Raw genomic sequence first — 24,651 nt, forward strand, 5'->3', positions numbered from 1 at the left:
AAGCGTTTTTTATCTTTTCATCGTTTGAACGATGACCCGGTCAATCCAGTCATCGAGTTGCGTAAACACAAATCCCGCCTTCTTCGCCTCAGCAATCGACATATAATAGTCGACATCCGAATCATACGGCGACGAGTCTCCATCTTTTATAATATGGACGGGTTTTCCGACGTGTTGACCGATTCGCTCCATCAAGGCCCCCATCGAGATGAGTCCATCACTCGCCGCATTGAACGGTCCTGTCACATTGGCACGACCGACCCATTCTAAGAAGGCGGCCGCTTCCGCACTCGAGATGAAGCCCATCTTTGCTTCCGGGTGATGCAAGACAACCGGTTCCTCGTTCCGGATTGCATCTACATAAAACTTCAATCGGTCTGTATAGTCATCCGGACCTAACACGATCGGTAATCGTACGGTCGCCACCGGGAAAGAGGCGCGATGGAAGAAGAATGATTCCGCCTCGCGTTTCCCTTGTCCGTAGTCATGTTCGGATTCAAGATGATATTCGTAATGGAGCGGATTGAAGTCGCTCTCTTTTAAATCAGGACCAGGCGCGTAGACCGACATCGTCGACGTGAGCACATATTTCCCGACTTTGTCCATGAACGCATCCGAGGCGATTTTTGCCTGATACGGAGTAAAACAAATGTTGTCATAGACGAGGTCGTACCGTTCGCGGGCCAAGTCTTTCATCGTCGCGACCGATTGCCGGTCTCCTTTGACAGACCGAATCCCTTCAGCTTCCGGCACCTGTAGTTGCCCTCTCGTCACAATCGTCACATCATCCCCTGCTTCAGCAAGTCGCAATGCGAGCCGTTTTCCGAAATAGCGTGACCCTCCGAATATCAATACTTTTCTCATGACCCTGAATCCTCCCATTTGTAATGACGTCCCTACTCATTTTCCCTTCAAAGAAACAGACTAATCTACCACTTTTACACGTATTCTTGCTATTCTAATAAGTAAAGACTTGTTAGGGGGCTCGAATATGCACCAAATCATGTTAGAAAAAGGATGGACGTATGAACTACCACCACAGTATGCGATCTATCAGAGCTTATCTGATTTCAGTCGTTACTCTGTCCTCGATCAAGAGGAAGAGAGTGTCTGCTCATTCCGCATCACGAATGACACGTGTACAATCACAGGCTTTCGGCCTTGGCAACATCACATCGAACTCGACGTAACTGCAAAAGTCATTCGGTTGATTTTGACAGAAGAAGAATAAGAACCGATCGCACTCGCGATCGGTTCTTATTCTTTAGCATTCTCCTGGCGTACCTGCATTCGTCGCTGTCCGGAAACTCGAACCGCAACCGCATGTTGCAATCGCATTTGGGTTTTTAATTGTGAAACCGCCACCGAGCATCGACTGCTTATAATCAATCTCGAGGCCATCAACGACCCCATGATCCACTTCCGCAACGATGACGCGGACACCATGATGGTCGAATTGAATGTCTTTGTCCGTCTTCTCCTCGTCGAAGCCCATCCCGTATGAAAGTCCTGTACATCCGCCACCTTGTACCTTCACTCGCAAGTATTGCGCATCCGGGCGTTCCGTCTGTTTCATCATCTCTAGCACTTGAAGTGCGGCTGACTCTGTTAAATGAATCATCTGAACTCCTCCTCATATATCTTCAATTCAAGTCAATTGACTTGTCATCTTGTGGATTATCTTGTATAACTAAACTGTAACAAAAAAAATTAAATCGTTCCATCTTCGGGGCAGGGTGAAATTCCCGACCGGCGGTATTGAAGAATATATTCTTCTCAGCCCGTGAGCGAGCAAGGCGTTGCTTGCTGATTTCGTGAGATTCGAAAGCCGACAGTATAGTCTGGATGGGAGAAGATGGCGGCATCCGACCGATATCCGGATGTTTTCTTTGACGTGGACTTTTCCACCTCGGAAAACATCTCTTTCGTATGCGCGTAAACTCTCCCGATTGTCTTCATTGCAATCGGGTTTTTATATGCGACGGATGCCATTCATCGAGGAGCGACCTAAAGGAGAGATTCTGATGAAAACTACGCGCAACAAACGACTGACAACAATGGTGACTTTGGCGATGCTCGGGACGATCTCGTTCGTACTCATGCTATTCAACTTTCCGCTCCCATTTTTACCGCCATTCCTTAAAGTGGACTTTAGTGACATTCCTGCACTCATTGCCGGAATCGTCTTTTCCCCACTCGCAGGAGTCGTGGTCGTCGGTTTGAAAAACGTCTTGTACTACGTCTTTAACGGTGGCGGCGTTCCAGTCGGGGAAGTCGCAAACTTCTTCGCAGGTGTCGCATTCATGTACCCAGTTGCCTGGTTCTACCATAAGCGCAAGTCAAACAAAGCACTCGCTTCTGGATTACTTGCCGGTACAATCACAATGGCTCTTAGCCTCGCCATCTTAAACTATCTCGTCATCTTGCCAGCCTACGCCTTCTTCTTCGGAATGGCAGACATGGCCGACCCGGCGGTGAAAACGGATCTTGTCCTTTACGGGATCTTACCGTTCAACTTGATTAAAGCGATATTGATCAGCGCGCTCTTCGTCCCACTCTTCTTGAAATTGAAGCCGTGGATCGAACGTCAACGCGTACAACTTCAAGCATAATCAATATACGAGCATCTAGGCGTTGCCTAGGTGCTTTTTTTAACCATATTGTAAGGAGGGGCATTCATTATGACAGACGAACAGGATTTGGTTCATTTTCTAAAACAAGACGCCGAGCTCATAAAGCTTCTCCACGCCGTCGCCAACCTCGATTTACCGGATTGTTGGATTTGTGCGGGATATATTCGTTCAAAAGTCTGGGACCACCTTCACGGATACGAAACATCGACTAAAACAGATGATGTAGATGTGATTTATTTCGACCCAAACCAACCAGAGGAAGCAGTCGAAAAACAACTCGAAGAGCGATTATTCCGCCTCATCCCCGATGTACCTTGGTCTGTCAAAAATCAAGCGAGAATGCATCACGTCAACAACCTTCCACCCTATGCTTCATCGGTCGATGCGTTGGCACATTTTCCTGAGACCGTCACCGCGATCGGGGTACGTCTTCAATCGGATAGTTCCCTCATCCTCGCTGCCCCACACGGCATTCACGACTTGATCAACATGCACGTTATACCGACACCACCCTTTGATTCGAACTCTTCAAAGCATCCCATCTATCTGGAGCGGTTGCAGCAAAAGAACTGGTCCGCCAAGTGGCCAAACATCACCATACATACATCCTTCTCATACTAAAAAACGCGACCACCGAAGTGATCGCGTTTTCTTATACCGATTAAAGAAGAAGTCCAGCCAATGTAGCTGACATCAAGTTTGCAAGCGTACCTGCAAGAATCGCGAGAACACCCATGCGTGCGATGTCACCACGACGGTTTGGCGCCATACCACCAAGACCACCGAGAAGGATCGCGAGTGACGAGATGTTTGCGAAACCACAAAGTGCGAATGCGATCATCGCTTCTGTACGAGCTGACAAATCACCAGAACCGATGATTGGAGCAAACTCAGAGAAAGCAACGAATTCGTTCAAGACTAGTTTTTGACCGAGGAAGCTACCGAATTGTACAGCATCCGCCCATGGTACACCAATCACGAATGCAAGTGGCGCGAAGACGTAACCGAGAATCAATTCGAGTGACAAGCTATCAAATCCGAAGAGTCCACCAACTGAACCGAGGATCAAGTTGACGAGCGCAATCAATGAAACGAATGCAAGAAGCATCGCACCGACGTTCAAGGCAAGGAAGAGACCGTCAGAAGCACCACGTGCCGCTGCATCGACGAAGTTCGCCGCTCTGTCTTCTTCATCTTCTACAATCTCGATGTCGTCATCGTACTCTTCTGTTTCTGGTACGATGATTTTCGCGAATAAGAGACCTGCTGGCGCTGCCATGAAGCTCGCTGCGAGCAAGTATTCGAGTGGTACACCGAGTGCTGCATAACCTGCAAGTACAGATCCGGCAACCGATGCGAGTCCACCGACCATGACTGCGAAGAGCTCAGACTGTGTCATTGTAGGAAGGTACGGCTTGATGACAAGCGGTGCTTCCGTTTGACCGACGAAAATGTTCGCTGTTGCTGAAAGTGACTCTTTACGTGACGTACCAAGTGCTTTCGCAAGGGCAGTACCGAGGATACGGATGACCCACTGCATGACGCCAAGGTAGTAAAGCAATGCGATTAATGATGACATGAAGATGATAATCGGAAGGACTTGGAATGCGAAAACGAAGTTGTCGCCACCGACTGCTGTTCCGAATACGAAGGCAATCCCGTCACCCGCTGTGTTCAAGACAGCTTGAACCCCATTTGAGATCCATTCAAGCGCCTTACGTCCCCATGCCGTATATAAGACGAGGAATGCAAATGCGAATTGAACAGCGAACGCTGCCAAGACCGTGCGCCATTTGATGGCTTTACGGTTGGTAGAGAAGATGTAAGCGATTGCAATTAGTGCCAAAATACCAACCACACTCATGATTTTCATTGATGTTGTGCTCCTTTCATATTAAACAAAACCAATTATATGTGTCATACCCGAAAAGAGATGTGTCCTACCGTTTGAAACGCTTTCTTTTTATCGTTGTTAAACGTCAGACAACCTACATTCGAACCTCTTAGAATATAACATCCCTCTTTTTAAAATGCAACGGGTGAAATAAAAAAGTTTGAGGTCATTTCCTCAAACTTTTTACCATGCCATCTCTTCGATTTTTTCATACACCTTCGTCACGAGCTCTTCTGGTGTTTCACCCGTCACCACTTCCCCGTCTACGAGGCAAAAGAGATCAAGGGAACAGACACCACAATAGCCTGTACAGCCATATTCGACCACATCAAGATCAGGGTCGGACTCTAATTTAGCCCGGGCAATTTGTGAGCCCATCGCCAAATTCGAAGCACAAAATTCGATGATCGGATTCATCATATATGTCACCGTCTTTCTTTACGTGAATTATCGGAAAATGGTTCTTCTACGGCAGATTATAACATGATACAGTTGAAGAGTAACAAAGGGGGATTATTATGCGCAAATTAGTCGTCTTAGGAGGCGGTTACGGGGGAATGCGTGTGATTGAGAGAGTACTTGGACATCAGTCACAAGACATCTCGGTCACGCTCGTCGATCGCTTGCCTTATCATGGATTGAAAACTGAGTATTACGCACTGGCCGCAGGAACGGTCTCGGACCGCGATATTCGCATCGACTTTCCGGATGAAATCGATTACATATACGGACAGGTCACGGACATCGACACCGAAGACAAAATGGTTCTGCTCGCGAGTGGAGAAAAAGTGCCCTACGACGACCTCGTCATCGGATTAGGATGCGAAGACAAATACCACAACGTTCAAGGGGCAGCCGAATTCACGTACAGTATTCAAACACTGGAAGAGTCACGTAAGACACAACAAGCGATCAACGGTCTGCGACCAGGTTCGGTCGTTTCTGTCGTCGGTGCCGGTCTATCTGGTGTCGAACTCGCCAGCGAACTTCGTGAGAGCCGGCCTGATTTGACGGTCCGTTTATTCGACCGCGGACCATCCGTTCTGTCTTTCTTATCTAATCGTGTCTCGATGTACGTACAATCTTGGTTCGAGGAGCACGGCGTCGAAGTCATCAATAATGCGAACATCACACGTGTCGATGCTGACGGATTATGGAACCATGAAGACTTATTCCCATCTGATCTGACCGTATGGACGGCCGGGATTCAACCGGTCGCCGTTGTACGGAATCAAGGTTGGGAACTCGATGGAGGCGGACGTGTCAAATTGACGGAACATCACTTTGTTCCTGGACTGCCGGACGTGTTTGTCGTTGGTGACAATGCGAGCTTACCGTACGCACCGTCCGGACAACTTGCCGAAGCCCAAGCCGAACAGATCGTTCAAGTCTTGCTTTGCAAATGGAAAGGTATCAATTATCCAGAATTACCCGACATCAAACTGAAAGGGACGCTCGGTTCCCTCGGGAAGAAGGCTGGCTTTGGGGTGTTTATGGGGAAACAATCACTCACCGGGAAAGTAGCCCGACTATTAAAGTCCGGTATCCTTTGGAAACATAAAGTCATTAAATGAATACATTGCGAACGAGCCTCTGGCTGGTTCGCTTTTTTAATTTGTTCATCTGTTATTTCTATTCATTTTTCTAACGATTGAGTCAAAAGTCTTGTATCTGAATCCCCTGTATCCTTATCTAAATATTCAGATATTTAATGCCATTGGCGTATTCTACACGTTGGTAAAACTTGTTACTCTATGGTCACGGCAGTTCGACATCCCGTCATCTTGCCTACATACCCTAAAGGAGGAAACAAGTTGAAAAAAATCTGTAGCTCCGTCCTCGCCTCATTGCTTGTCTTGTCAACCGTACCTGGGGGTGCGGATGCCGCCCCAAACAAAGAGAAAGAACGTGTCATCGTCGTTTTCAAGGAATCGGCAAAGAAAATTCCGCTGTCGATTGAAGGCATGGAAGTTAAACAACAGTATTCGAATATTCCTGCAGCAGCACTCGAAGTTCCGAAAGCTGCTTTGAATGGACTGAAGAATAACCCGAACGTCGCACACGTGGAAGTGGATCAAATCGTACAGATTGAGAATCAAACACAAGACTGGGGGATTCCTAAACTAAAAGCTCCTTCATCTTGGCAGAGTGGATTCACAGGGAAAGGTGTCAAAGTATCCGTCGTCGACACAGGGATTTCGCCCCACCCCGATTTAACAATCGCTGGTGGTGCCTCATTTAGCACGGTCACGAGTTCGTATGCTGATGACAACGGTCACGGTACACACGTAGCCGGGATTATCGGTGCACGTAACAATAGCATCGGAACAGTCGGGATTGCACACGAGGCAAGCATTTACGCCGTCAAAGCTCTTGAGGCGAACGGAAGTGGTAGCTTATCGAGTATCGTTGCCGGGATTGACTGGTCGATCACTAATGATATGGATATCATCAACTTGAGCCTCGGGACGACAAGTCCATCGACGACGCTCCAACAAGTTGTCAATCGTGCCAATAATGCAGGCATCCTTGTCGTCGCGGCAGCGGGTAACAATGGTCGTACCGATGGATCGGGTGACCTCGTCAACTATCCGGCTCGTTACAGTTCGGCAATTGCTGTTGCTGCAACAGATATCAACAACAACCGCGCCTCGTTCTCGGCGACAGGTAGCACTGTCGAAGTGGCAGCACCTGGTGTCGGCATCAACTCGACCCTCTCAAACGGGGGCTACGGTCAAATGAGCGGAACATCAATGGCGACACCGTATGTGGCGGGTAACCTCGCACTCATGAAACAGGCGTTCCCTACGCTATCGAGCACACAACTCCGTACAAAATTGTCGCAAGACTCCATCGACCTTGGTACAACAGGTCGCGACACATGGTTCGGGAACGGACTTGTCCAATCCCCGACTTCTGGTGGTATGACGCAACCTGTCCAAGCACTCACGACGACAGTCTCGACATCGAAGTCTTCTTACTACGCTGGTGAAGTCGTCTCGATTTCTTCGGCAGTACGAAATTCAAATGGCCAAGCGGTCGCAAACGCCGATGTTCGTGTGACGGTCACACAACCGAACGGTACAACGCTTGTCGGTACAGGCAAGACGAATTCATCAGGAGCCATCACATTCACACTCTCGACGAATTCTTGGTCACAACGCGGAACGTATCAAGTGAAGTCTGATGCGACGCTTACCGGCTACACGGCTGGTTCAGCGACGTCATCGTTCCAGCTTCTCTAAATAAAAAAAAGTCGAGTTCCTTCGCTCGACTTCACTAATTGACGAATCAAGTCGTGTCATGCGACCTGATTCGTCTTTTTTATCATTTGACCACTTACAATCGTTGTGCGGTATCCATCAACCGTGTCGAAGACGTCGCAATCTGGGTCGTGGCACGCTTGAGTTCGGCAATGGATTCCACAATCTCATCTATATCACCGGCGAGACTCCCCATCTGCCCGTCAGCATGCTCCGAATCACCCGAAATTTGGAGGAAGGCATCCGTCACTTCATTGATCCGTCCCATCGTCTGCTTCATCTCTTGCTCGGTCGATAAGACGCGGCTCGAAGTCTCTTCCATCTGGTTCGTGAGACGCTTCACCAAATCCTCCACCTCTTCCGCCGCTTGTTTCGATTGACTCGCGAGCGTCCGTACTTCGGAAGCGACGACTTGGAATCCTTTCCCTTGCTCGCCTGCCCGTGCTGCTTCAATCGCGGCATTCAAGCTAAGTAGGTTCGTCTGGTTGGCAATTTGTTTGACCGAATCCGCAATCGTCATGATCTCGTTCATCAATCTTTCGAGCGCCTTGATTTCCTGAGCTGAATCGGAGAGGTCACGCGCGATTTCATCAAGGCGTCCCGCCTCCGACAAAATCGTGTCTTTCCCACTCACTGAAGAGTGAAGTACCGTCCGTAGCTTTGTCTGCGTGAGTGAACTTGAATGCTTCATATCATCTGCCCGCTCATTCATCGACTGAAAACTAGCCATGACTTCTTGTGAGAGGGCGGCCAAATCTTCACTCGCCTGCTGAATCGTTTGACTGATTTCATCTTTCACGTGTTGCATCTGGTCACGAACGACGTCTGCTTCATCGTCAAACATCTCGAGCACGATTTGTTGCTCGAAGTTAAAGATTTTCGAGACGGCCATCATCAACCTCATTTTCGAGTCCGCATCGAGCTGCTCATGTTGAATCGATAAGACGAGCGTCTCGAATATTTTTTGGAAGGCCGCCATATACCATTTCCCTTTCAGACCGATCAGATAATGACGTTTGGCGATGGCGAGACGTCGATTGATATATGCTTCATTCAACTTCCCTTCAAACATCTCCATTATATGGTTAGAAAGAGTGAGTTTTAATTTGTCCGATGACGAATGTTGCCGAATCAACTCTCTCATCTCGTCGATCTTTTCGAGCTCTTCATAAAACACATCAACCAACCGAGGTGTCAATTGACGTAATTCCTGTTGATACGCACGTAAATAAGCTAAATCCTCACGTTCGAGACGAATCAACTGACGTTGTCGTTCCAACTCATCGGGAAGTGCGATCAACAAGTGCTCCATTTGGGACGAGGTGTCTAAATGGATCGGCATATTTCGTTTTCGGGCAAACATCAAATAGTCCTCCTTTAATAAACAGGTTTATTAATTTTCAAAATATTATAAAATTTATACAAGTTATGTTCAGTTTAGCCCGAGAGACAAAAGTTGTAAAATCTTTTTCTGAATTATAGGTAAACAAAAAACGAACCTTGCTATCGCATGGTTCGTCCACTTGCTCACTATTTTATATGATTGACGGATCCTTGTTTCGCCTCAATTGCCGCATACACTTTTCGTAACTGAACGACCCCTTCGTCAATCACTTCTCCGTCGAGCAAGACGAGCGGATAAAACCATTCATCGTCTTTAAGCGCCAGGGCAAACTCGTCCTCACTCTGTTCGAAATCGATGTACTCGAAAGAAAAGGACTGCTCCGGATACTTGCGTCCGAGCGCACTTTGCAACCACTCATACGTCTCGGTCGAACTCGGTGCACCGACACAACTGGCACATTGAACCTCTGCCCCATAAACCGTGATTTTCATATTCATTCCCCCTCGAAACCATTATACAAAAATCTTCCCCACTCCCGATGACGAAACGCTCAGCGTAAATGATTGAGAAACACTCTCAAACTTGCTAGAATAAAGTAGAACGAGAAAGGGGTAGATACCATGGAAATGTTTGATCAAGTCCAAGAAGTGCTCGATAAATTGCGTCCGTTCTTGCTTCGTGACGGCGGAGACGTCGAACTCGTTGATGTCGAAGAAGGCATCGTCAAGCTCCGTTTGATGGGTGCTTGCGGCAGCTGCCCGTCTTCAACAATCACGCTAAAAGCCGGTATTGAGCGTGCGCTCATCGAAGAAGTACCAGGCATCGTCGAAGTAGAACAAGTATTCTAAGCAAAAAGGGAGACATTCGTCATCCCTTTTTTTCATGCTTCCATTCATTTAAACTCTCAACCATATAGGTCGGGAGTTTTTCTTGTTCTTGAATAAATGCTGGACCGTGTACACCTGAGTTGACGTGAAGTGTACGGATTCCCCCATTGATCCCGAATAGAATATCTGTATGATAGTTATCCCCTACCATCACGACATCCTCTTTCGTCAATCCAATCATGTCGAGTGCAATATCAATCATGACCGGTTCTGGCTTCCCGATAAAGAATGGTTCTTTTTCTGTCGTCACCGTCAACACGGATGTGAGCGACCCGTTCCCCGGTAAAAACCCACGTTCTGTCGGAATGGCGATATCCCCATTCGTCGAAATGAATCGGGCTCCCGAACGAATGGCGATCGCCCCTCGCGCCAACTTCTCATACGTGATGTGACGGTCGAGACCGATGACCACATAGTCCGCTTTCGGTTCGTCCGTGACGTGGAACCCACGAGATTCTAAGGCGAGCCGGAGTCCGTCTTCGCCAATCATATAGACGGTCGCGCCCGGTGACATCTTCTCAATATAAAAAGCCGTCGCCATCGCACTCGTCAAGACGTTTTCTGCCTTCACATTTGCCCCCATTGAAATCAACTTATCCGCAATCTGCTGTTGTGTCATCGAGGCGTTATTCGTGACGAATAAGTATGGGACGCCCGTAGCTTCTAACTCGTTTACAAAATCGACAGCAGCTTGAACGGGCTCTGTTCCTGCATACATCGTACCATCCAAATCAAATAAATATCCTTTTATCGGTTCCATCCAATCACTCGCTTTCTGGCAAGAATGCGGACACTGGTCCAAGTTCGACCTCTAAGTAGCGACGAACTTGCGTGGAGAACGCTGTGAAGTCTTGTTTCGACGTCTTCACCCATTCATCGAAGCGTGATGAGTCTGCATCGACGAACTCACGGACATAGTATGCACGCAATCCGACGAGCGCCTTGGTGGCATTACCCGTCTTCTCATCGAGCACGCGTTCATCGAGCAGAATGTCGACAATATCTTCATAGCTACCCGGGTCTCGCATGATGAATCCGTCAATCATCGAGTTCCCTACGTCGATGACCCCTTCCATCAGGAGGACAGCCATTCGTTGTTTCGCAAGTTCTACCGTGAACGCATCTCCGCTCAGTTGGTCCGTATGTGCTAACATCGTCTCCATTTGTTCCAGTGTCTGATTAATCTTCTCTCTATTCACAAAATACATGATGATCCCCCCTGCTGTTAATACTAATCCTTTTTCGTTCTGGAGAAAAGAACCTGCCCTATTTACATCATTTATAAAAATGTGATACACTAATCAACGGGTTTAAGTCGTAAAAAGTATAACACATTTAACAGAGATAACGTGGAGGGTACAACACTATGGAACGTGAATTAGCATTAGAAATCGTACGAGCAACGGAAGCCGCAGCACTCGCATCATCGAAATGGATTGGACGCGGGCAAAAGAATGAAGCCGATGACGCAGCTACGTCAGCGATGCGCGAAGTTCTCGGAACAGTGAACATGGATGCGACGGTCGTGATCGGTGAAGGTGAACTCGATGAGGCACCGATGCTCTACATTGGGGAAAAACTCGGTACGACGTTCGGTCCGAAAGTCGACATCGCCGTTGATCCGCTCGAAGGTACATCCATTGTCGCAAAAGGACTCGGAGATGCGATGGTCGTCATCGCTGTTGCGGATGAAGGTGCCCTCCTCCACGCACCAGATATGTACATGGATAAGCTCGTCGTTGGGCCGAACTTAAAAGGAAAAGTCTCGCTCGATGAACCACTCGAGTCGATCATCGAAAAAGCAGCAAAATATAACAATAAACGCATTGAAGAAGTGACGGTGATCATGCAAGACCGCGATCGCCACGAACACCTTCGCCAAGCCGTCATGAACGTCGGCGCACGCGTCAAATTGTTTGAGGATGGCGATGTCTCGGCCGGAATCGCAGCTGCCGTCAAAACAAATCCGATTGATATTTTCATCAGTACAGGCGGTGCTCCTGAAGGCGTCATCACGGCTGCAGCTGTCAAAGCGCTTGGCGGAGACATGCAGGCCCGTCTTCACCCGATGAATGAAGAAGAATCTGCACGCGTCATCTCGATGGGCATTGAAGATCCGCTCCAACTCCTCACGCTCGACGACCTCGTCAAGAGTGATGACTGTATCTTCGCCGCAACAGGTGTCACGTCAGGTGAGTTGCTCGATGGCGTCAAATTCTTAACAGATGATATCGTCGAGACGACATCACTCGTCATGCGCTCGAAGACACGTACGATTCGTAAAGTCGTGGCCGAACACCACTTGTCGTTGAAACCATACTTACAAAAAACTGAAGTCAACGCCTAATCAAAAACGCCTTGCTCAATCACTTGAGCGAGGCGTTTGTTTCTTTAAAATCCTTGTTCTGTTCCGTGCACTGGCTCATTCGAATCAACTTGCTTGTCTCGAATCGAATCGTAGAACGTTGCGTATGTCGTCGAGAAGTAAGGTCCGATGAAGAAGAACCCGATCCCGAGCGTCAAGATCCCGACGAGGAACCAACCAAAGAAGGACAAGACGAGCATGAAGGCTTCCATCTTGTGCCCATCCATGAGACGACGTGATTCTGTGATCGACTCGAGTGCGGAAAGTTCAGGCTGATCGCGCAAAATGTACGGCGTAAGTGAATATGAGAATCCTTTGATAATTCCCGGTACGATGAGTAACAACGTCCATAACACGAGGAATACCCCCATCACAAACGAGGTGATGACATGTTTGAAGTAACGTGTCTGGAACGGCTTGAACAGCGTTGAGAGCGAGGCTCCTTTCTCACGTGATACGTTGAGAGCAAGCCACGACCAACCGATCGCAAGTGGGGCAATTAAAATTTGCAGAACGTTCGATACAAAGCTCAAAGTGACTTCTGTCGATGTGAACGGTTCTGGCGAGTTGACGTCCATTTCAGGCGCAAACCATTGCGGAATCCCGTTAATAATGAGGAACAAGAGTGCCAATCCGGCCATCAACCACCATTTTCCTTTCAAGGCGTGTCGTGCATGTTGTTTCCATTCAGATCTCATAGTAATCCATCCTTTTTCGTAGTCTTTCTATTAGTGTACGTGAAAAGGTGACCATACGTTTCAAAAAAACATAAAAAAAGGGAAAGGAATTTTTCCTTTCCGCTTAGCGAATCATCACATTGCCTAAAAAGAACTGAGACATGGACAAGATCAACAACAGCACCCCGAGTGATAACACAAGGTGAGATGTGACTTTGAAGACACGGCCTCGCAAGAACGAATGGCCATATTCAAAGCGACGGATGATCAACACATGAAAGAGTTCAAATAGAATGACTGCCGCCGTAAAATAAAAGGTCATCATGATATGGAAACCAAAAAAGAACATGGCCAATATCCCGAGTCCGAAGTTATGAATTCGATTATGGACGTCATCCCGATCCCCGACGGTCGTTTGTACATGTTGCATCCAAATCACCTCACTATCAAAACCAAAAAACGACGAAACTATCCTTAATGACAATTTATCACATTTTTCCAACCTCAAAACCGGAAGTCACGACTTTTTACCTAAACGAAATATTTGGAAATCAAATGTAATAAAAAAAAGTGCTGACGGCTCAGCACTTCACACGTTTGATTCATCGGTCTTGTTAAACTTACGCTTCAACTTCAGTTTTTGCTTCGTTCCCCCAAAGACGGGTCCACTCTCTTCTTCGTTGATTTCCGTTTCTTTTTTCAAAACGAAATAAGGACATCCAAAGTTGCAATATTCGTATACGTAGTCCATCACGTGATCAATTCGGTTCTCATAGGTCGCCAATTTAGATTGCGGTTCATAGAATCCCTTCAATCGCAACTGACCATGCCCCCAATCACCGACGATGTAATCGTACTTATCTAGCACGTCACTATACCGTGCGATAAACGCCTCTTCATCGAACCCGTCCCGTTTTTCTTCCAAGACGGTATATCCGTGGCGATTCACTCGAATCATCGTTCCCACCTCCACTCTGTTATCATAGCATGCCCTCATCGATGCGCTCTATCCTTTTCGAATCACTTCATGACGGGCGACGATTGTTTCTCGTAATACATCTCGCAGAAGTTCGGGCATGAAATATCGCTTCGGTTGGTCTGCCAAATAAGGAAGAAGCGGACCGAATGTCAACATATCGACCGTTGCGACACGATATGTCCGATTTAAATCCAATCGTTCCCCCATCACATAAGTCTGACCGTCACGTTGTTCGATTTGATAGAGACTCGGTTCTCCGAGAACGGTCCCTCTGAACCCGAGACCTCTGACATGCATATTCGTGAACGTTTCTTCATTAGTATCGTGAAGGAAACGCGACAACGTTTCACCGTCCAATGTCAGCACACAAGGGTTGATTGGATGCGGACAGATCCGATGCAACATGTTGAGCGTCACCCCACCCGGTGCAAGGCCTTCTAGCACAACCCCAGATGGAATAATCCCAACATCCGCCGCACACCATTCGACCATCCCTTCGACGAGTAGGTCACCAAGTGGAGAAGGTCCGAACCAATCGGAGGCGTATCCATCCGTCTCTGCAATCGTGACATCAAGAAGGCGTTCGGCATCTTCCCCTTCTGTGCGCAACAACGTCAACGTGTCTGGACTATCCGATTGCTGAGACAGTTCGTGAAGGCGCGCTTCTTTCGATACGATTCCTGACTCACCAAGCGTCAGTGTGACTTCACCGACGTACTTCCCATATTTTCCGGCCTGTGCAATCAACACACCGTTCGTCATCACACCTTCATCTAAAACATGATGCGTATGCGCACCGAGAATCACATCGATTTCAGGAAACATTTCAGCTAATCGCTCGTCTCCAAAGAACCCAAGGTGACTGAGCGCGATGATGACATCACAATGCGCCAACTGTTTCAGCGCTCGCTCCGCCGCCTCGTAAGGCGATTCAATCTGCCAGCCGAGCTCTGGGTATAACTCTTCATATGGAGCGGTCACACCAAACAGACCGATCTGGAAACCATCTTTCTCAAGAACGAGCGTCTCATCGACCCAATTCGGTCGTGACCCGTCTGCTTCATATACATTCCCAAGTAAGATGGGAAATGTTGCTTCGTCATACAGTTCGGCTAGCCAATCATGAGGAAAAGTGATTCCTTCGTTGTTTCCGATGGTGACCGCTGTCGGACGGAGTTGCTCGAGCAAACGAACATTCAACTTTCCACGTGTCACTTCGGTCGCCGGGTGGGTGCGGTCGGCATGATCTCCTAAATCAAAGTACAGCGTGTCGTCAGTCCGATGTTCTTCTAGAAATGAAACAAGTTTCGGCCATTGGTCGAACTTTGAATGAAGATCGTTGTAATGAAAAATAGACAGTGTCGTCATGGCCATCCCTTCCTTCTAAAACAAACTGATTTGTCTCGGCGCGAGTTCATATTCAAGGCCAAGAATCTCAATGAGTCGCTTCGCATTCGGTGCTGCATCCCCAGCCGAGTTGTTGTTAAAGTATACATACACGTCTTTCGCTTCACGGTCAATCTCACGAAGTGAGGTCGCCAATTCTTGCAATTCTTCCTCGCTATACCGGTACAGACAGCGAACATGCCGCCATTCTTGACTCGTCATTCCAGGTTTTTTGAGCCACCCTGACGTATTGCGTCCATGCAATCGAACGACCGCAACATCAGGATGTGTCACGACCGGTACGAACGGGATGCTGCTCTCTTTCGTTTGCGGTTCATCGCAAATCGTGTTGATGAACCGCTGCTCCTTCAAAAATTGAAGCGTCCGGTCCCGGAACGCTTCTGAGAACCAGGTCGGATTGCGGAACTCGATGGCAACCTCGTAATCTGACAGCTCGGCACGAAGCGTTCTCAAATAATCCAGGTGTGGCTTTGACACATCGAACCACGGCGGCAATTGAACGAGCACAGCCCGTAATTTCCCCGCTCGTTTTAACGGATCGACCGAGACGCGATAACGCTCAAACAGTTCAATCAAAGGCGTTTTCGGCTCACGATCATGTCCGCTCATTTCCCTGGAAACTTTCACAACGAATTGAAAATGATCCGGTGTTTCCCCATCCCATTTTTCGAAATTTTTCACAGGTTGAATCGCATAGAAGGTCGAGTCGACTTCAACAGTCGGGAAATGTCCCGCATATGTCGATAATTTATGTTTTCGTTCTTCTGGGGTCGTATACAGCAAATCGTGGTCACCCCATCCGGTCACACCTACATAGATCATAGCGTCCTCCTTTACGATTCTGAAATGGCGGCCGCTTTCCGTTTCGACCAGTTCCATGTGCCCATGTATGTGACGAGCAATAGGACGAGTCCCATCATGAACGGATAGCGCATATCAATATCAAAGGCGATTCCCGCCAATGTCGGCCCTAAAATATTCCCAATACTCATATAAGCGTTGTTCATCCCCATGGCAAGACCTTGCTCGTTTCCTGCAAGTTTCGACACGAGCGTGTTCAACACCGGTCGTAAAATAGATGTCGATAAGAAAATCACGAGTGTCACTGCGAAGAAGAGCATATACGTACCAGCGAACAAAGATAACAAGAAGCCAAATGAGGCGAGCGCGATGAAAGCAAGTACGACCTTGGTCTCACCCAACCATTCGACGAGACGGTCCACTGCAAACAATTGAACGATGACACTCACAATCCCCGTTCCGGTTACCATGATGGCAATCTCTTGTGGTGTCGCACTGAACATCTCACTGACATAGAGCCCAAGTACCGATTCATACGCCATCAGACCAAACGCCATGACGAGGTTGATGACCAATACGAAGAAGTACGGTTTTCGCGTCGACATGACCAGCTGCGTCGGTAAAGACTCTTTAATCTTAGGCGCCACGTATGGAGCACGGTCAGGCTCCTTAAGAAGAAGCACAGACGAAATGACAGCAATAAACGATACAATCGCTGAAACGAGCAACGGTGTCTTCAAGCCGAATTCAGCAAAAAAGCCACCAATCCCTGGTCCCACTACAATTCCAAGCGACATTGCCGCGGAAATATAACTGTTTCCTCGAGCTCGTTGCTCGAGTGTCGTGATATCTGCCACATAAGCGAAGATGGCAGGAATCAAAAGCGCTGCACCAACACCCCCGATGGCACGAGAGACGAGAAGAATTGTCAAATTATCTGATAGATAGAAGACTCCCATCGAGATGGTGAATCCGATCAGACCGAGAATGATCATGAGTCGGCGGCCGTGGACGTCCGCCCATTTCCCGGCAATCGGTGACATGACGAGCTGGGCACCCGCAAATACGGAAATCATGAGTCCGGCGGCTGTCCCTCCCTCGCCAATCATCTTTAAGTAATCCGGAATAATCGGGATGATGATCCCAAATCCGGCGACGGCGATAAACATGTTCAACATGAGAATCGCCAATTGATTTTTTTGTTTTGTCGTCAACGAATGTCACTCCCTTTTCATCTTTCCATTTTACTGTTTGAGCTCACATCCAGGCAAACAATAAGACAGAAAAAAGCCCATCCTTGACTAAAGGATGGGCGAGACTTATGAGATGCGTGATTGAGCGAGTGATTCTTGTGACGTTCCTTTCGGAAGAAGAAGCGTGATCGCATAGACGATCATCGTCGGAACTGCCCAGGCAAGTCCGATATCCGCCATTGGTAAGTTTCCAATCCAAGAAGTAACCGCAGAAGGCTGGATGCCGTTCCACGTTTCAAAGAACGAGAGAACGAGCGCCGTGTAAATTGTCGCTTTCATCGCCACACCGGGGTTTCGTTGAAGTCGTTCCGTCACCGATATGAGCACGAGTGCGATCATGACCGGATAGAGGAGCGTGAGAAGCGGCACGGCGATTTGAATCAACGAGCTCAAACCGACGAGTGAGATCATGAACCCAAACAATGTTGTCGCGATGACGACATGATGATATTTGAGAGAATCAAACTGGTTGCTGATGAAGCGTGAGAACTCTGAGATGAGTCCAACTGCTGTCGTCAAACAAGCGAGGAAGACCGCTAACCCGAGTGCGAGCATTCCGACTTGGCCGTAAGACGTACCTGCGAACGCTTGGAGAAGGCTTGCGCCACTCGTCGTTCCTTCTGCGACTGTCATATTCGCACCGATCGAACCGAGCGAGATATAGACGAGCATCAAACAGGTAACGGCAAGCATCCCTGCAGAACGAAGGAGCGAAGACGCTTCTTTTTGGTCACTCAACCCATTTGCTTTCAACGTGACGAGGACGATTGCCCCAAAGACGAGGGCCCCGAATACATCCATTGTCAAATAGCCTTGTTGGAAACCTTGGCCGAGTGCGCCCAACCATGTCTCAAACCCTTCCGCTGGAGCTCCAGGCTCTCCGAGAGGCGAGATGAGGTTTGTGATCCCAATCGCTGCGAGTAAGAACAAGAGGATTGGTGTGATGATGCGTCCGATGACTTCAATCAACTTTTGAGCACGGAGCGTCAAGAAGAACGTCAACCCGAAAAAGACGGTCGAACTCATCGCGAGTGTCAAAGTAGAAGGCGCATCGAGAAACGGGACGAGTCCCATTTCATACGTGACGGCAGCCGTACGCGGAATTCCGAAGAATGGTCCGATGGCTACATACATCAATCCTGTCAAGATAAGCGCGAGACGCTTTGGAATATAACGAGCAATTTGGTCTGTCCCACCGCCGACCCGAGCGACTGCGAACAAAGCAAGAAGCGGTAAACCGACACCCGTAATGACGAACCCGATCATCGCCGGTACGAGGTTTTCCCCCGCCAAGGCGCCGAGCTCTGGTGGGAACAGTAAGTTCCCGGCCCCAAAGAATAAAGCAAAAATCGTAAACGCTAACGGGAACAATGTCGATTTTTTCATACAACTACCTCCATACACTTGATATTCCGAACGACTTAACAAAAAAATAATAACTAAATTTTCTGACAATATATCGCTTGGTCTATTTCATTATACACACTTCCTATCGTTTGACCACCCCATCTCAAAAATTCGAGGTTTAATTTTTTGAAATGTAGATTTCATAAAAAAAATCTCCCTTCACACATAGGGAAATGTAAGCGGTTAATAGCGTATGTCGAACGAGCGAAATTCCTGATCGTTCGCTTCCGTCTCTTCGATTCGTTCGACACCGACAAAGCGATTGGCATCCTTCAACGTCTGCTCGAAGGCGTCGATTTCTTGCTCGGTTCCTTCCGCATGTAGCTCGACTGTCCCGTCACTTAGATTGCGAACCCATCCTTTGATGCCGAATCGTTGCGCGGTCTCCTGTGAAAAATATCGAAACCCCACGCCTTGGACACGTCCAGATACAATCAAACGTTTAGCAACTCTCATTCTATTTTCCTCCTTTATTTTGTCAAAGATGTTTAGAGGTCCTTACTTTAGGAAACAGTATTTAAGTAAAATAATGGAATTGGAGTGGTTGTATGAATGAATTTATTACTCTTGTCACGAACGTTTCCGACTGGCTTTGGGGCGTACCGATTATCTCGTTACTCGTTTTATCCGGTATCTTCCTCACCATCAAGCTCGGTTTCTTTCAGTTTCGTTACCCCATCTACATATTCAAGCAAACATTCGGCAGCATTTTCAAAAAGCCGAAAGGTGAAGGCGACATCAGTCCGAGACAAGCGTTGACGTCAGCCCTCTCTTCAACAGTCGGGGCCGCGAACATCATCGGTGTACCTGCAGCGATTATGTTCGGGGGACCGGGTGCCATCTTCTGGATGTGGGTCATCGCTATCATCGGCATGGCCATCAAGTTCTCAGAGAGCGTACTGGCCGTGCACTATCGTGAGAAGAATGATGCCGGCGAATTTGTCGGGGGACCGGTCTACTACATATCAAAAGGACTTCGTTGGAAGTGGCTCGCGACGTGGTTCGCCTTCGCTCTCATGATCGAACTCATTCCGAGTATCATGGTACAAGGAAACGCTGTCAGCTCGGCAGTCCGTGAGACGTTCAATGGGAACACGCTCATCACGGGGATTGTCGTCGCTATTCTTGTGGGCATCATCGTCTTTGGCGGAATGAAGCGCATCGCGAAAGTCACCGAGATCGTCGTCCCTGGCATGGCACTCGTCTATGTCGGAGCCGGACTCGTCATCGTCTTGATGAACTTCTCTGAGATTCCAAACGTTCTCAGTCTCATCTTCTCTTATGCATTCGAGCCGATGGCCGCGTTCGGTGGGTTTGCCGGTGCCGCCGTTGCTGAGACGATTCGTTGGGGCTTCGCCCGTGGACTCTATTCAAATGAAGCCGGTCTTGGAACGGCACCTATTGCCCACGCCGCGGCACAGACGGACCATCCGGTGCGCCAAGGGTTCTGGGCCGTCATCGGGATCGTCATCGATACGCTCATCATTTGTAGCACGACCGCATTCGTCGTCTTGTCTTCAGGTGTCTGGACGGCAGACGGAGCGATGGATGACCCAGCAGCGTTGACGACGATTGCTTTCAATGAATACTTCGGTTACACGGGAAGCTTACTCGTCACCATCTCACTCATCTTCTTCGTCCTCTCGACCATTATCGTCATCATCTTTTACGGCTCGCGACAAGCCGAGTACTTATTCGGTTTGACGGCAGGAAAAATCATGAAGGCCGTTTATATCGTCTCGATTGTCATCGGTTCGATTGGAGGCGCTCAGATGATTTGGAACTTCCTAGACTTGATGCTAGCGATGATCCTCATCCCGAATATGATTGCCGTCTTGCTTCTAAGTGGTGAAGTGAAACGATTGACAACCGAGTTCTTCACATCCGAGAAGTATTACAAGAAAGATATCGCCGAAGAAGAGGCGTCTTAACCAACAATCCGACTGCCTAAGCAGTCGGATCTTTTTTAGGATGCGGGCTCGACTTTCTCAATCCCTGCTTTGATAGTTTGTACCGAGGCGTCAAACTTCTGTTGTTCTTCGTTCGTCAATTCAATCTCGATGATCTTACGAATGCCGCTTCGGTCAATCAAGGCCGGTACGCCAATATGCACGTCACTCGCCCCGTACTCGCCGTCTAGGTGAGCGCCAATTGTCACGACGGAGTTTTCATTTCGGACGATGGCCCGGATGATGCGAAGCAAGCCTACCCCAATCGCATAATAGGCGGCGTTCTTATGCTCGATGATCTGGTAAGCAGCGTCGCGTACGTCCGCATAGATCGCTTCTAAGTCTTCGAACTGATATTTCTCGTTCTCCGCCAATAGTTCATCGATACTCTTCCCATAGATGCGTGCGTTGTTCCATGCGACAAAGCCCGTATCCCCATGTTCACCCATATAGTAGGCGTGGCAGTTTCGTGGCGATAGTTCGAAATAGTCTCCAAGTTTGTAACGGAGTCGTGCTGTATCGAGGACCGTCCCTGAACCGATGACGCGTTCTTTTGGTAAACCCGATGCTTTCCAGGCGACGTGTGCCATCACATCGACCGGGTTCGTCGCGACGACTAAAATGCCGTCGAACCCGCTCTTCATCAAGTCTTCGGTCACGGTGCGGACGACCTTGGCGTTTTGCTCGACGAGGTCCATCCGTGTCTGCCCAAGTTTTTGTGCGGCTCCTGCCGTGATGACGACGATATCTGCGTCTTTACAATCCGAGTAGTCCCCTGCCCAAATCCGGACCGGTGTCGGGGCGAATGAGATCCCATGATTGAGGTCCATCGCCTCTCCTTCTGCCTTGGCATGATTCGAGTCGATTAAGACGAGCTCCTCGCAAAGCGCAGCCGTGGATAATTGATAGGCGAAACTGACGCCGACCCAACCTGCACCTATGACGGCGATGCGAGTGATGTCTTTCGGGTCAATCTCATCTTTATGCGGAATACGTGACATGTGTATCCATCCTTTCTATGATTCTTTCTCTTTTTTAGCATACCCGACTCTTCCATCTTTAACGACAAAAGCTGCATGAAAAATACGTGATTCCGTTATATATCTTATTTCGATTCAAAGATTCCGGTATTCCGGACATAACCGAAAATCTGAATTGTCTCACTTTCCAAGATGAACGGAATTTTTTCTCTTTCCAAAATCGAAATGAGTTCAGTGGACAGATCACAAACATCTGGGTCAAGAATCACTCCCTTATAGAGCAGTACGCTTGGTCGCAAACGAATCCATTCGATGGACCGTAAAGGGGACTCCAGCCAGATTTCATCCCACTCTCCCCACAATATTTCATACTCGGACAACGAGTCGCTAGGAAACAACGTATCCTCCCCTAAGTATTTTATTTGATATGGCGGCGCATAAGTCAACTCTTCAGAGACAGCTCGATTGAGACGCTTCCATTTTGTCTCGTTCATCACCGATGTCAATTGTTGTCTCTCTATGTATTGAAGTTCTTCTCGTCGATTCAAGCTGTTGAACCTCCTATCATAAGCTCTAATTTTTCAATCGTTCGTAACACGTCTTTACGGTTCTGCTTGCTTTTCATCCAAGCGGGTAATCGACTTTCGAGACTACGGTTCGTTCCCTCGCTCGTCCGAATCTTCGCGTCAATATAATCCTTAATATAGTTGAGGTGTTCACGGTTGTAAGCCCATAACACATGACCAGAACATCCTGTTTGTAAAAATAGCGGCAATCCAAAATAAACATCGACAGCTTCTCCGACGTATTTCGAACCGCTCTCCTTTGTTTGCAAATGACCGCAATGAAGACAGCTTAGGCGTACCTCATCATTCCTCTCCCACACATCAGCCTGTCTCCCGCAACTCGGGCAAATAACAAGCATGGGATTCATAAATGAATATATGTCTCGGCCCTCTAATAAAAATCGATGGGTCACGTTATCGCCTCCTTATTTCATTATACAAAAAACCAGTGAAGCAAAGCTCCGCTGGTTTTGAAGTCACGATTATCCAATCGAACCTTCCATCTCGAATTTATTTATTTGCACTATATATAGAAGGAAATAGTTTTGTTTTATCGCTTGTTTTATGGTTTTTTGATGTTTCAGTTTGTATTGATTTGTATAGTTTGTTTCAGTTTTGAGGGCTGGACTGAGGGCTGAGATGGTTGAATCGTTTCGCCGTTTTACGCTGCGGGTATATGAGCAACAACACGTCACCTGTTTGCGGCACGGGGAGGCAATATAAAATGCAACTAGCTATCATCGGGTCCAAGGAAGAGATTTTAGAAGTGATGAGATTCGTCGAGAGGATGCAGATTACCGGTCAGGGCGAGCAAGTCATCCGGGCTGAGTTCAAGACAAAGGTCGAAGAACGAAAGCAACTCCAGTTCGAGGACGTCTTGTCGTCCTCAATCAAGATTGGTTAAGCTCTCCCAATAGAGGGCTTTTATTTTTTTCACCATACTGACACGTGACGAGTTACACCTACGGACATATACTCTATTTGAGGTGATACGATGCCAATTAGCAAAAGAGTACGAGCTAGTGAAGAGACACTCTCATGGGTGCACCGAGAGCTTGTTCGAAACACATTCGATCCGACTTTAATTTTCAGTGTAGAAAAGATATTACAGTTCAAGATTTTGCTTCACATTCGAGCTAACGATGAGTTGTATGCACAATGGATGCATCATGGAGGGAAATTAGGAAAGAAAAAATCATTGCAGGAAAATGATATAGAAACAGCGAATTGAGTCTCCTTGTGAGACTTTTTTTACGTTGGGGGAAGAAGATATGTATTTAATAACAGCTATAAGGTCTTATGTTTTTCTTAGTGCAGTAGATATATCTGACTTTATAAGTTTTGGTGCTCTTTTTGTTTCATTTATAACTGTTGCAGTCGCAATTATTTCTAATAATAATGCTAACCGTTCCGCTACTGCAGCCGAAAATTCCGCGAAATCTGGTGATGTCGCCGCACAAGCTGCTGAAAATGCTGCACAAGCGTCAAAAGAAGCTAACATTTATGCTAAGAAGCAGACTGAACTATTAGAAAAAGATTTATTAAATACTCACTCTCCAAAGCTAATACCAATTGCTTCGCAACATGAATTTAATTTAGTTACTATGGATCAGGACTTGGATCTCATGTCTATTTATAGCCATGACGAAAAATCAGCAGAAGGATTATTTATCGAAATAACTAATGTGTCTAAAGGAAATGCTTATATGGTTTCTTCCCGTTTAGAGATCGATGCAAGTGAATTGTTTAATGTTTACGACTTTAAATGCTCTCCAAAATCGTACAACGAAAAGCATTCTCACCTTTATCAATTTAGAGTCAGCATACCAAATCAAACAACAGACAGTAAACTTACCGCGCAAATCATAGAAGGTGATGAAGTTACCCGAGAGAAAACAACAATTGATTTAAAAACCTACAAAAGAACACCTATTGTTAGAGAAAATGACAGTATTAATGACTCAGTACCTAAATATATTTTACAAATCTTAATTGATACGTTATATAGAGGTATTAGTGACAAGAATTATTTAAATGGCATTGAATCTAAATTGATACATCTAATAATTGAGTATAAAACCGGTTCACAATTAGAAACAAACGACTTTACCACAAAAAAATATGCATTATCTATTACAGATTTAGATTTTGTCGAACCTATACCTGACGGTTATGGAAACTTTAGTGGCAACTGCTTTGTCTTTTCCCTAGATTTTGATTTTATTGAATAAACAATACCCCCACT

The 24,651-nt window shown here is 47.3% G+C and carries 30 protein-coding genes and 1 riboswitch; of the genes, 11 read left to right on the forward strand and 19 right to left on the reverse strand.

Annotated elements, in window-relative coordinates; all coding sequences use genetic code 11:
* Nucleotides 1-9 precede the first annotated feature (9 nt).
* On the reverse strand, nucleotides 10-864 hold the full coding sequence (locus OKS35_RS06580) for an NAD-dependent epimerase/dehydratase family protein (protein WP_012726822.1): 855 nt from the start codon (nucleotides 862-864) through the stop codon (nucleotides 10-12).
* Nucleotides 865-991: 127 nt separating this feature from the next.
* On the opposite strand from OKS35_RS06580, the gene OKS35_RS06585 reads away from it, so the two are divergent.
* Nucleotides 992-1,231: a hypothetical protein gene (locus OKS35_RS06585; RefSeq protein WP_047795133.1), complete on the forward strand. Its 240-nt coding sequence runs from the start codon at nucleotides 992-994 to the stop codon at nucleotides 1,229-1,231.
* Nucleotides 1,232-1,264: 33 nt separating this feature from the next.
* Here the strand turns inward: OKS35_RS06585 and OKS35_RS06590 are convergent, their stop codons facing one another.
* Nucleotides 1,265-1,621 (reverse strand): HesB/IscA family protein, encoded by a 357-nt coding sequence (locus OKS35_RS06590; RefSeq protein WP_074036395.1) that lies wholly within the window; start codon nucleotides 1,619-1,621, stop codon nucleotides 1,265-1,267.
* A gap of 97 nt (nucleotides 1,622-1,718) precedes the next feature.
* Nucleotides 1,719-1,861, forward strand: a riboswitch (FMN riboswitch).
* Nucleotides 1,862-2,024: 163 nt separating this feature from the next.
* Between OKS35_RS06590 and OKS35_RS06595 the strand changes: the two genes are divergently transcribed.
* Together OKS35_RS06595 and OKS35_RS06600 are read left to right on the forward strand one after the other, a co-directional pair.
* Nucleotides 2,025-2,612: an ECF transporter S component gene (locus OKS35_RS06595; protein WP_012726825.1), complete on the forward strand. Its 588-nt coding sequence runs from the start codon at nucleotides 2,025-2,027 to the stop codon at nucleotides 2,610-2,612.
* Nucleotides 2,613-2,681: 69 nt separating this feature from the next.
* The gene (locus tag OKS35_RS06600; protein WP_264092683.1) at nucleotides 2,682-3,254 is read left to right on the forward strand and encodes a nucleotidyltransferase family protein; all 573 of its coding nucleotides are present in this window, start codon (nucleotides 2,682-2,684) and stop codon (nucleotides 3,252-3,254) included.
* A gap of 40 nt (nucleotides 3,255-3,294) precedes the next feature.
* On the opposite strand, the gene OKS35_RS06605 is transcribed toward OKS35_RS06600, so the two are convergent.
* A complete protein-coding gene (locus OKS35_RS06605) occupies nucleotides 3,295-4,506 on the reverse strand; it encodes a NupC/NupG family nucleoside CNT transporter (protein WP_074036391.1) in 1,212 nt (403 codons plus the stop codon).
* Nucleotides 4,507-4,710: 204 nt separating this feature from the next.
* Nucleotides 4,711-4,947, reverse strand: a complete 237-nt coding sequence (locus OKS35_RS06610) for a YuzB family protein (RefSeq protein ID WP_012726828.1) — start codon at nucleotides 4,945-4,947, stop codon at nucleotides 4,711-4,713.
* Between the two features lie 98 nt (nucleotides 4,948-5,045).
* On the opposite strand from OKS35_RS06610, the gene OKS35_RS06615 reads away from it, so the two are divergent.
* Both OKS35_RS06615 and OKS35_RS06620 read left to right on the forward strand, forming a co-directional pair.
* Nucleotides 5,046-6,101, forward strand: a complete 1,056-nt coding sequence (locus OKS35_RS06615) for an NAD(P)/FAD-dependent oxidoreductase (protein WP_264092684.1) — start codon at nucleotides 5,046-5,048, stop codon at nucleotides 6,099-6,101.
* A 240-nt stretch (nucleotides 6,102-6,341) separates the two neighbouring features.
* Nucleotides 6,342-7,772, forward strand: coding sequence for a S8 family serine peptidase (locus tag OKS35_RS06620; protein WP_264092685.1), 1,431 nt, complete (start codon nucleotides 6,342-6,344; stop codon nucleotides 7,770-7,772).
* A 94-nt stretch (nucleotides 7,773-7,866) separates the two neighbouring features.
* On the opposite strand, the gene OKS35_RS06625 is transcribed toward OKS35_RS06620, so the two are convergent.
* Together OKS35_RS06625 and OKS35_RS06630 are read right to left on the reverse strand one after the other, a co-directional pair.
* Complete coding sequence (locus tag OKS35_RS06625; protein ID WP_214690695.1) at nucleotides 7,867-9,153, reverse strand: globin-coupled sensor protein; 1,287 nt, start codon at nucleotides 9,151-9,153, stop codon at nucleotides 7,867-7,869.
* Nucleotides 9,154-9,320: 167 nt separating this feature from the next.
* Nucleotides 9,321-9,626 (reverse strand): YuzD family protein, encoded by a 306-nt coding sequence (locus tag OKS35_RS06630; protein ID WP_074036383.1) that lies wholly within the window; start codon nucleotides 9,624-9,626, stop codon nucleotides 9,321-9,323.
* 129 nt (nucleotides 9,627-9,755) lie between these two features.
* On the opposite strand from OKS35_RS06630, the gene OKS35_RS06635 reads away from it, so the two are divergent.
* Nucleotides 9,756-9,983 (forward strand): NifU family protein, encoded by a 228-nt coding sequence (locus tag OKS35_RS06635; RefSeq protein WP_012726833.1) that lies wholly within the window; start codon nucleotides 9,756-9,758, stop codon nucleotides 9,981-9,983.
* 19 nt (nucleotides 9,984-10,002) lie between these two features.
* Here OKS35_RS06635 and OKS35_RS06640 read toward each other — a convergent pair whose 3' ends face one another.
* Together OKS35_RS06640 and OKS35_RS06645 are read right to left on the reverse strand one after the other, a co-directional pair.
* Nucleotides 10,003-10,782, reverse strand: a complete 780-nt coding sequence (locus OKS35_RS06640) for a TIGR01457 family HAD-type hydrolase (RefSeq protein ID WP_264092686.1) — start codon at nucleotides 10,780-10,782, stop codon at nucleotides 10,003-10,005.
* A gap of 4 nt (nucleotides 10,783-10,786) precedes the next feature.
* Nucleotides 10,787-11,230: a DUF86 domain-containing protein gene (locus tag OKS35_RS06645; protein WP_264092687.1), complete on the reverse strand. Its 444-nt coding sequence runs from the start codon at nucleotides 11,228-11,230 to the stop codon at nucleotides 10,787-10,789.
* 158 nt (nucleotides 11,231-11,388) lie between these two features.
* On the opposite strand from OKS35_RS06645, the gene glpX reads away from it, so the two are divergent.
* Nucleotides 11,389-12,369: a class II fructose-bisphosphatase gene (gene glpX / locus OKS35_RS06650; protein ID WP_159562592.1), complete on the forward strand. Its 981-nt coding sequence runs from the start codon at nucleotides 11,389-11,391 to the stop codon at nucleotides 12,367-12,369.
* A 44-nt stretch (nucleotides 12,370-12,413) separates the two neighbouring features.
* Here glpX and OKS35_RS06655 read toward each other — a convergent pair whose 3' ends face one another.
* The 8 genes from OKS35_RS06655 to OKS35_RS06690 form a co-directional block, all read right to left on the reverse strand.
* On the reverse strand, nucleotides 12,414-13,085 hold the full coding sequence (locus tag OKS35_RS06655; RefSeq protein ID WP_074036376.1) for a DUF975 family protein: 672 nt from the start codon (nucleotides 13,083-13,085) through the stop codon (nucleotides 12,414-12,416).
* Between the two features lie 103 nt (nucleotides 13,086-13,188).
* Nucleotides 13,189-13,494 carry a hypothetical protein gene (locus tag OKS35_RS06660; RefSeq protein WP_214690691.1) on the reverse strand — a complete coding sequence of 102 codons (306 nt, stop codon included), beginning with the start codon at nucleotides 13,492-13,494 and terminating at the stop codon, nucleotides 13,189-13,191.
* Between the two features lie 159 nt (nucleotides 13,495-13,653).
* Entirely contained in the window at nucleotides 13,654-14,022 is a 369-nt protein-coding gene (locus tag OKS35_RS06665) for a YutD family protein (RefSeq protein ID WP_047795125.1), read from the reverse strand.
* 48 nt (nucleotides 14,023-14,070) lie between these two features.
* Nucleotides 14,071-15,411 carry a bifunctional metallophosphatase/5'-nucleotidase gene (locus OKS35_RS06670; protein WP_264092688.1) on the reverse strand — a complete coding sequence of 447 codons (1,341 nt, stop codon included), beginning with the start codon at nucleotides 15,409-15,411 and terminating at the stop codon, nucleotides 14,071-14,073.
* Between the two features lie 15 nt (nucleotides 15,412-15,426).
* Nucleotides 15,427-16,272 (reverse strand): DUF72 domain-containing protein, encoded by an 846-nt coding sequence (locus OKS35_RS06675; RefSeq protein WP_264092689.1) that lies wholly within the window; start codon nucleotides 16,270-16,272, stop codon nucleotides 15,427-15,429.
* An 11-nt stretch (nucleotides 16,273-16,283) separates the two neighbouring features.
* A complete protein-coding gene (locus OKS35_RS06680; protein ID WP_159562595.1) occupies nucleotides 16,284-17,465 on the reverse strand; it encodes an MFS transporter in 1,182 nt (393 codons plus the stop codon).
* A gap of 105 nt (nucleotides 17,466-17,570) precedes the next feature.
* A complete protein-coding gene (brnQ, locus tag OKS35_RS06685) occupies nucleotides 17,571-18,890 on the reverse strand; it encodes a branched-chain amino acid transport system II carrier protein (protein WP_264092690.1) in 1,320 nt (439 codons plus the stop codon).
* A 204-nt stretch (nucleotides 18,891-19,094) separates the two neighbouring features.
* On the reverse strand, nucleotides 19,095-19,367 hold the full coding sequence (locus OKS35_RS06690) for an acylphosphatase (protein ID WP_214781633.1): 273 nt from the start codon (nucleotides 19,365-19,367) through the stop codon (nucleotides 19,095-19,097).
* A gap of 92 nt (nucleotides 19,368-19,459) precedes the next feature.
* Between OKS35_RS06690 and OKS35_RS06695 the strand changes: the two genes are divergently transcribed.
* Entirely contained in the window at nucleotides 19,460-20,842 is a 1,383-nt protein-coding gene (locus OKS35_RS06695) for an alanine/glycine:cation symporter family protein (RefSeq protein WP_264092691.1), read from the forward strand.
* Nucleotides 20,843-20,877: 35 nt separating this feature from the next.
* On the opposite strand, the gene OKS35_RS06700 is transcribed toward OKS35_RS06695, so the two are convergent.
* The 3 genes from OKS35_RS06700 to OKS35_RS06710 form a co-directional block, all read right to left on the reverse strand.
* Complete coding sequence (locus tag OKS35_RS06700; RefSeq protein WP_159562599.1) at nucleotides 20,878-21,861, reverse strand: L-lactate dehydrogenase; 984 nt, start codon at nucleotides 21,859-21,861, stop codon at nucleotides 20,878-20,880.
* Nucleotides 21,862-21,965: 104 nt separating this feature from the next.
* Nucleotides 21,966-22,388, reverse strand: a complete 423-nt coding sequence (locus OKS35_RS06705) for a DUF6678 family protein (RefSeq protein WP_251025524.1) — start codon at nucleotides 22,386-22,388, stop codon at nucleotides 21,966-21,968.
* On the reverse strand, nucleotides 22,385-22,726 hold the full coding sequence (locus OKS35_RS06710; protein WP_214757531.1) for a hypothetical protein: 342 nt from the start codon (nucleotides 22,724-22,726) through the stop codon (nucleotides 22,385-22,387). The genes OKS35_RS06705 and OKS35_RS06710 overlap by 4 nt, the downstream gene beginning before the upstream one ends.
* 404 nt (nucleotides 22,727-23,130) lie before the next feature.
* On the opposite strand from OKS35_RS06710, the gene OKS35_RS06715 reads away from it, so the two are divergent.
* From OKS35_RS06715 to OKS35_RS06725, 3 genes are all read left to right on the forward strand, one after another.
* Entirely contained in the window at nucleotides 23,131-23,310 is a 180-nt protein-coding gene (locus OKS35_RS06715; protein WP_264092692.1) for a hypothetical protein, read from the forward strand.
* Nucleotides 23,311-23,400: 90 nt separating this feature from the next.
* Nucleotides 23,401-23,637, forward strand: a complete 237-nt coding sequence (locus OKS35_RS06720; protein WP_264092693.1) for a hypothetical protein — start codon at nucleotides 23,401-23,403, stop codon at nucleotides 23,635-23,637.
* Between the two features lie 40 nt (nucleotides 23,638-23,677).
* Nucleotides 23,678-24,637: a hypothetical protein gene (locus OKS35_RS06725; protein ID WP_264092694.1), complete on the forward strand. Its 960-nt coding sequence runs from the start codon at nucleotides 23,678-23,680 to the stop codon at nucleotides 24,635-24,637.
* The last annotated feature ends 14 nt before the right edge of the window (nucleotides 24,638-24,651 follow it).

The sequence above is a fragment of the Exiguobacterium sp. N5 genome (assembly GCF_025842465.1).
GTDB classification, from domain to species: domain Bacteria; phylum Bacillota; class Bacilli; order Exiguobacteriales; family Exiguobacteriaceae; genus Exiguobacterium; species Exiguobacterium profundum.

What these genes read in the sequence shown, in the direction of transcription:
- OKS35_RS06580 (WP_012726822.1), bottom strand. Translation starts at nt 864, where the DNA reads ATGAGAAAAGTATTGATATTCGGAGGGTCACGCTATTTCGGAAAACGG.
- OKS35_RS06585 (WP_047795133.1), top strand. Translation starts at nt 992, where the DNA reads ATGCACCAAATCATGTTAGAAAAAGGATGGACGTATGAACTACCACCA.
- OKS35_RS06590 (WP_074036395.1), bottom strand. Translation starts at nt 1,621, where the DNA reads ATGATTCATTTAACAGAGTCAGCCGCACTTCAAGTGCTAGAGATGATG.
- OKS35_RS06595 (WP_012726825.1), top strand. Translation starts at nt 2,025, where the DNA reads ATGAAAACTACGCGCAACAAACGACTGACAACAATGGTGACTTTGGCG.
- OKS35_RS06600 (WP_264092683.1), top strand. Translation starts at nt 2,682, where the DNA reads ATGACAGACGAACAGGATTTGGTTCATTTTCTAAAACAAGACGCCGAG.
- OKS35_RS06605 (WP_074036391.1), bottom strand. Translation starts at nt 4,506, where the DNA reads ATGAAAATCATGAGTGTGGTTGGTATTTTGGCACTAATTGCAATCGCT.
- OKS35_RS06610 (WP_012726828.1), bottom strand. Translation starts at nt 4,947, where the DNA reads ATGATGAATCCGATCATCGAATTTTGTGCTTCGAATTTGGCGATGGGC.
- OKS35_RS06615 (WP_264092684.1), top strand. Translation starts at nt 5,046, where the DNA reads ATGCGCAAATTAGTCGTCTTAGGAGGCGGTTACGGGGGAATGCGTGTG.
- OKS35_RS06625 (WP_214690695.1), bottom strand. Translation starts at nt 9,153, where the DNA reads ATGTTTGCCCGAAAACGAAATATGCCGATCCATTTAGACACCTCGTCC.
- OKS35_RS06630 (WP_074036383.1), bottom strand. Translation starts at nt 9,626, where the DNA reads ATGAAAATCACGGTTTATGGGGCAGAGGTTCAATGTGCCAGTTGTGTC.
- OKS35_RS06635 (WP_012726833.1), top strand. Translation starts at nt 9,756, where the DNA reads ATGGAAATGTTTGATCAAGTCCAAGAAGTGCTCGATAAATTGCGTCCG.
- OKS35_RS06640 (WP_264092686.1), bottom strand. Translation starts at nt 10,782, where the DNA reads ATGGAACCGATAAAAGGATATTTATTTGATTTGGATGGTACGATGTAT.
- OKS35_RS06645 (WP_264092687.1), bottom strand. Translation starts at nt 11,230, where the DNA reads ATGTATTTTGTGAATAGAGAGAAGATTAATCAGACACTGGAACAAATG.
- glpX (WP_159562592.1), top strand. Translation starts at nt 11,389, where the DNA reads ATGGAACGTGAATTAGCATTAGAAATCGTACGAGCAACGGAAGCCGCA.
- OKS35_RS06655 (WP_074036376.1), bottom strand. Translation starts at nt 13,085, where the DNA reads ATGAGATCTGAATGGAAACAACATGCACGACACGCCTTGAAAGGAAAA.
- OKS35_RS06660 (WP_214690691.1), bottom strand. Translation starts at nt 13,494, where the DNA reads ATGCAACATGTACAAACGACCGTCGGGGATCGGGATGACGTCCATAAT.
- OKS35_RS06665 (WP_047795125.1), bottom strand. Translation starts at nt 14,022, where the DNA reads ATGATTCGAGTGAATCGCCACGGATATACCGTCTTGGAAGAAAAACGG.
- OKS35_RS06670 (WP_264092688.1), bottom strand. Translation starts at nt 15,411, where the DNA reads ATGACGACACTGTCTATTTTTCATTACAACGATCTTCATTCAAAGTTC.
- OKS35_RS06675 (WP_264092689.1), bottom strand. Translation starts at nt 16,272, where the DNA reads ATGATCTATGTAGGTGTGACCGGATGGGGTGACCACGATTTGCTGTAT.
- brnQ (WP_264092690.1), bottom strand. Translation starts at nt 18,890, where the DNA reads ATGAAAAAATCGACATTGTTCCCGTTAGCGTTTACGATTTTTGCTTTA.
- OKS35_RS06690 (WP_214781633.1), bottom strand. Translation starts at nt 19,367, where the DNA reads ATGAGAGTTGCTAAACGTTTGATTGTATCTGGACGTGTCCAAGGCGTG.
- OKS35_RS06695 (WP_264092691.1), top strand. Translation starts at nt 19,460, where the DNA reads ATGAATGAATTTATTACTCTTGTCACGAACGTTTCCGACTGGCTTTGG.
- OKS35_RS06700 (WP_159562599.1), bottom strand. Translation starts at nt 21,861, where the DNA reads ATGTCACGTATTCCGCATAAAGATGAGATTGACCCGAAAGACATCACT.
- OKS35_RS06715 (WP_264092692.1), top strand. Translation starts at nt 23,131, where the DNA reads ATGCAACTAGCTATCATCGGGTCCAAGGAAGAGATTTTAGAAGTGATG.
- OKS35_RS06720 (WP_264092693.1), top strand. Translation starts at nt 23,401, where the DNA reads ATGCCAATTAGCAAAAGAGTACGAGCTAGTGAAGAGACACTCTCATGG.
- OKS35_RS06725 (WP_264092694.1), top strand. Translation starts at nt 23,678, where the DNA reads ATGTATTTAATAACAGCTATAAGGTCTTATGTTTTTCTTAGTGCAGTA.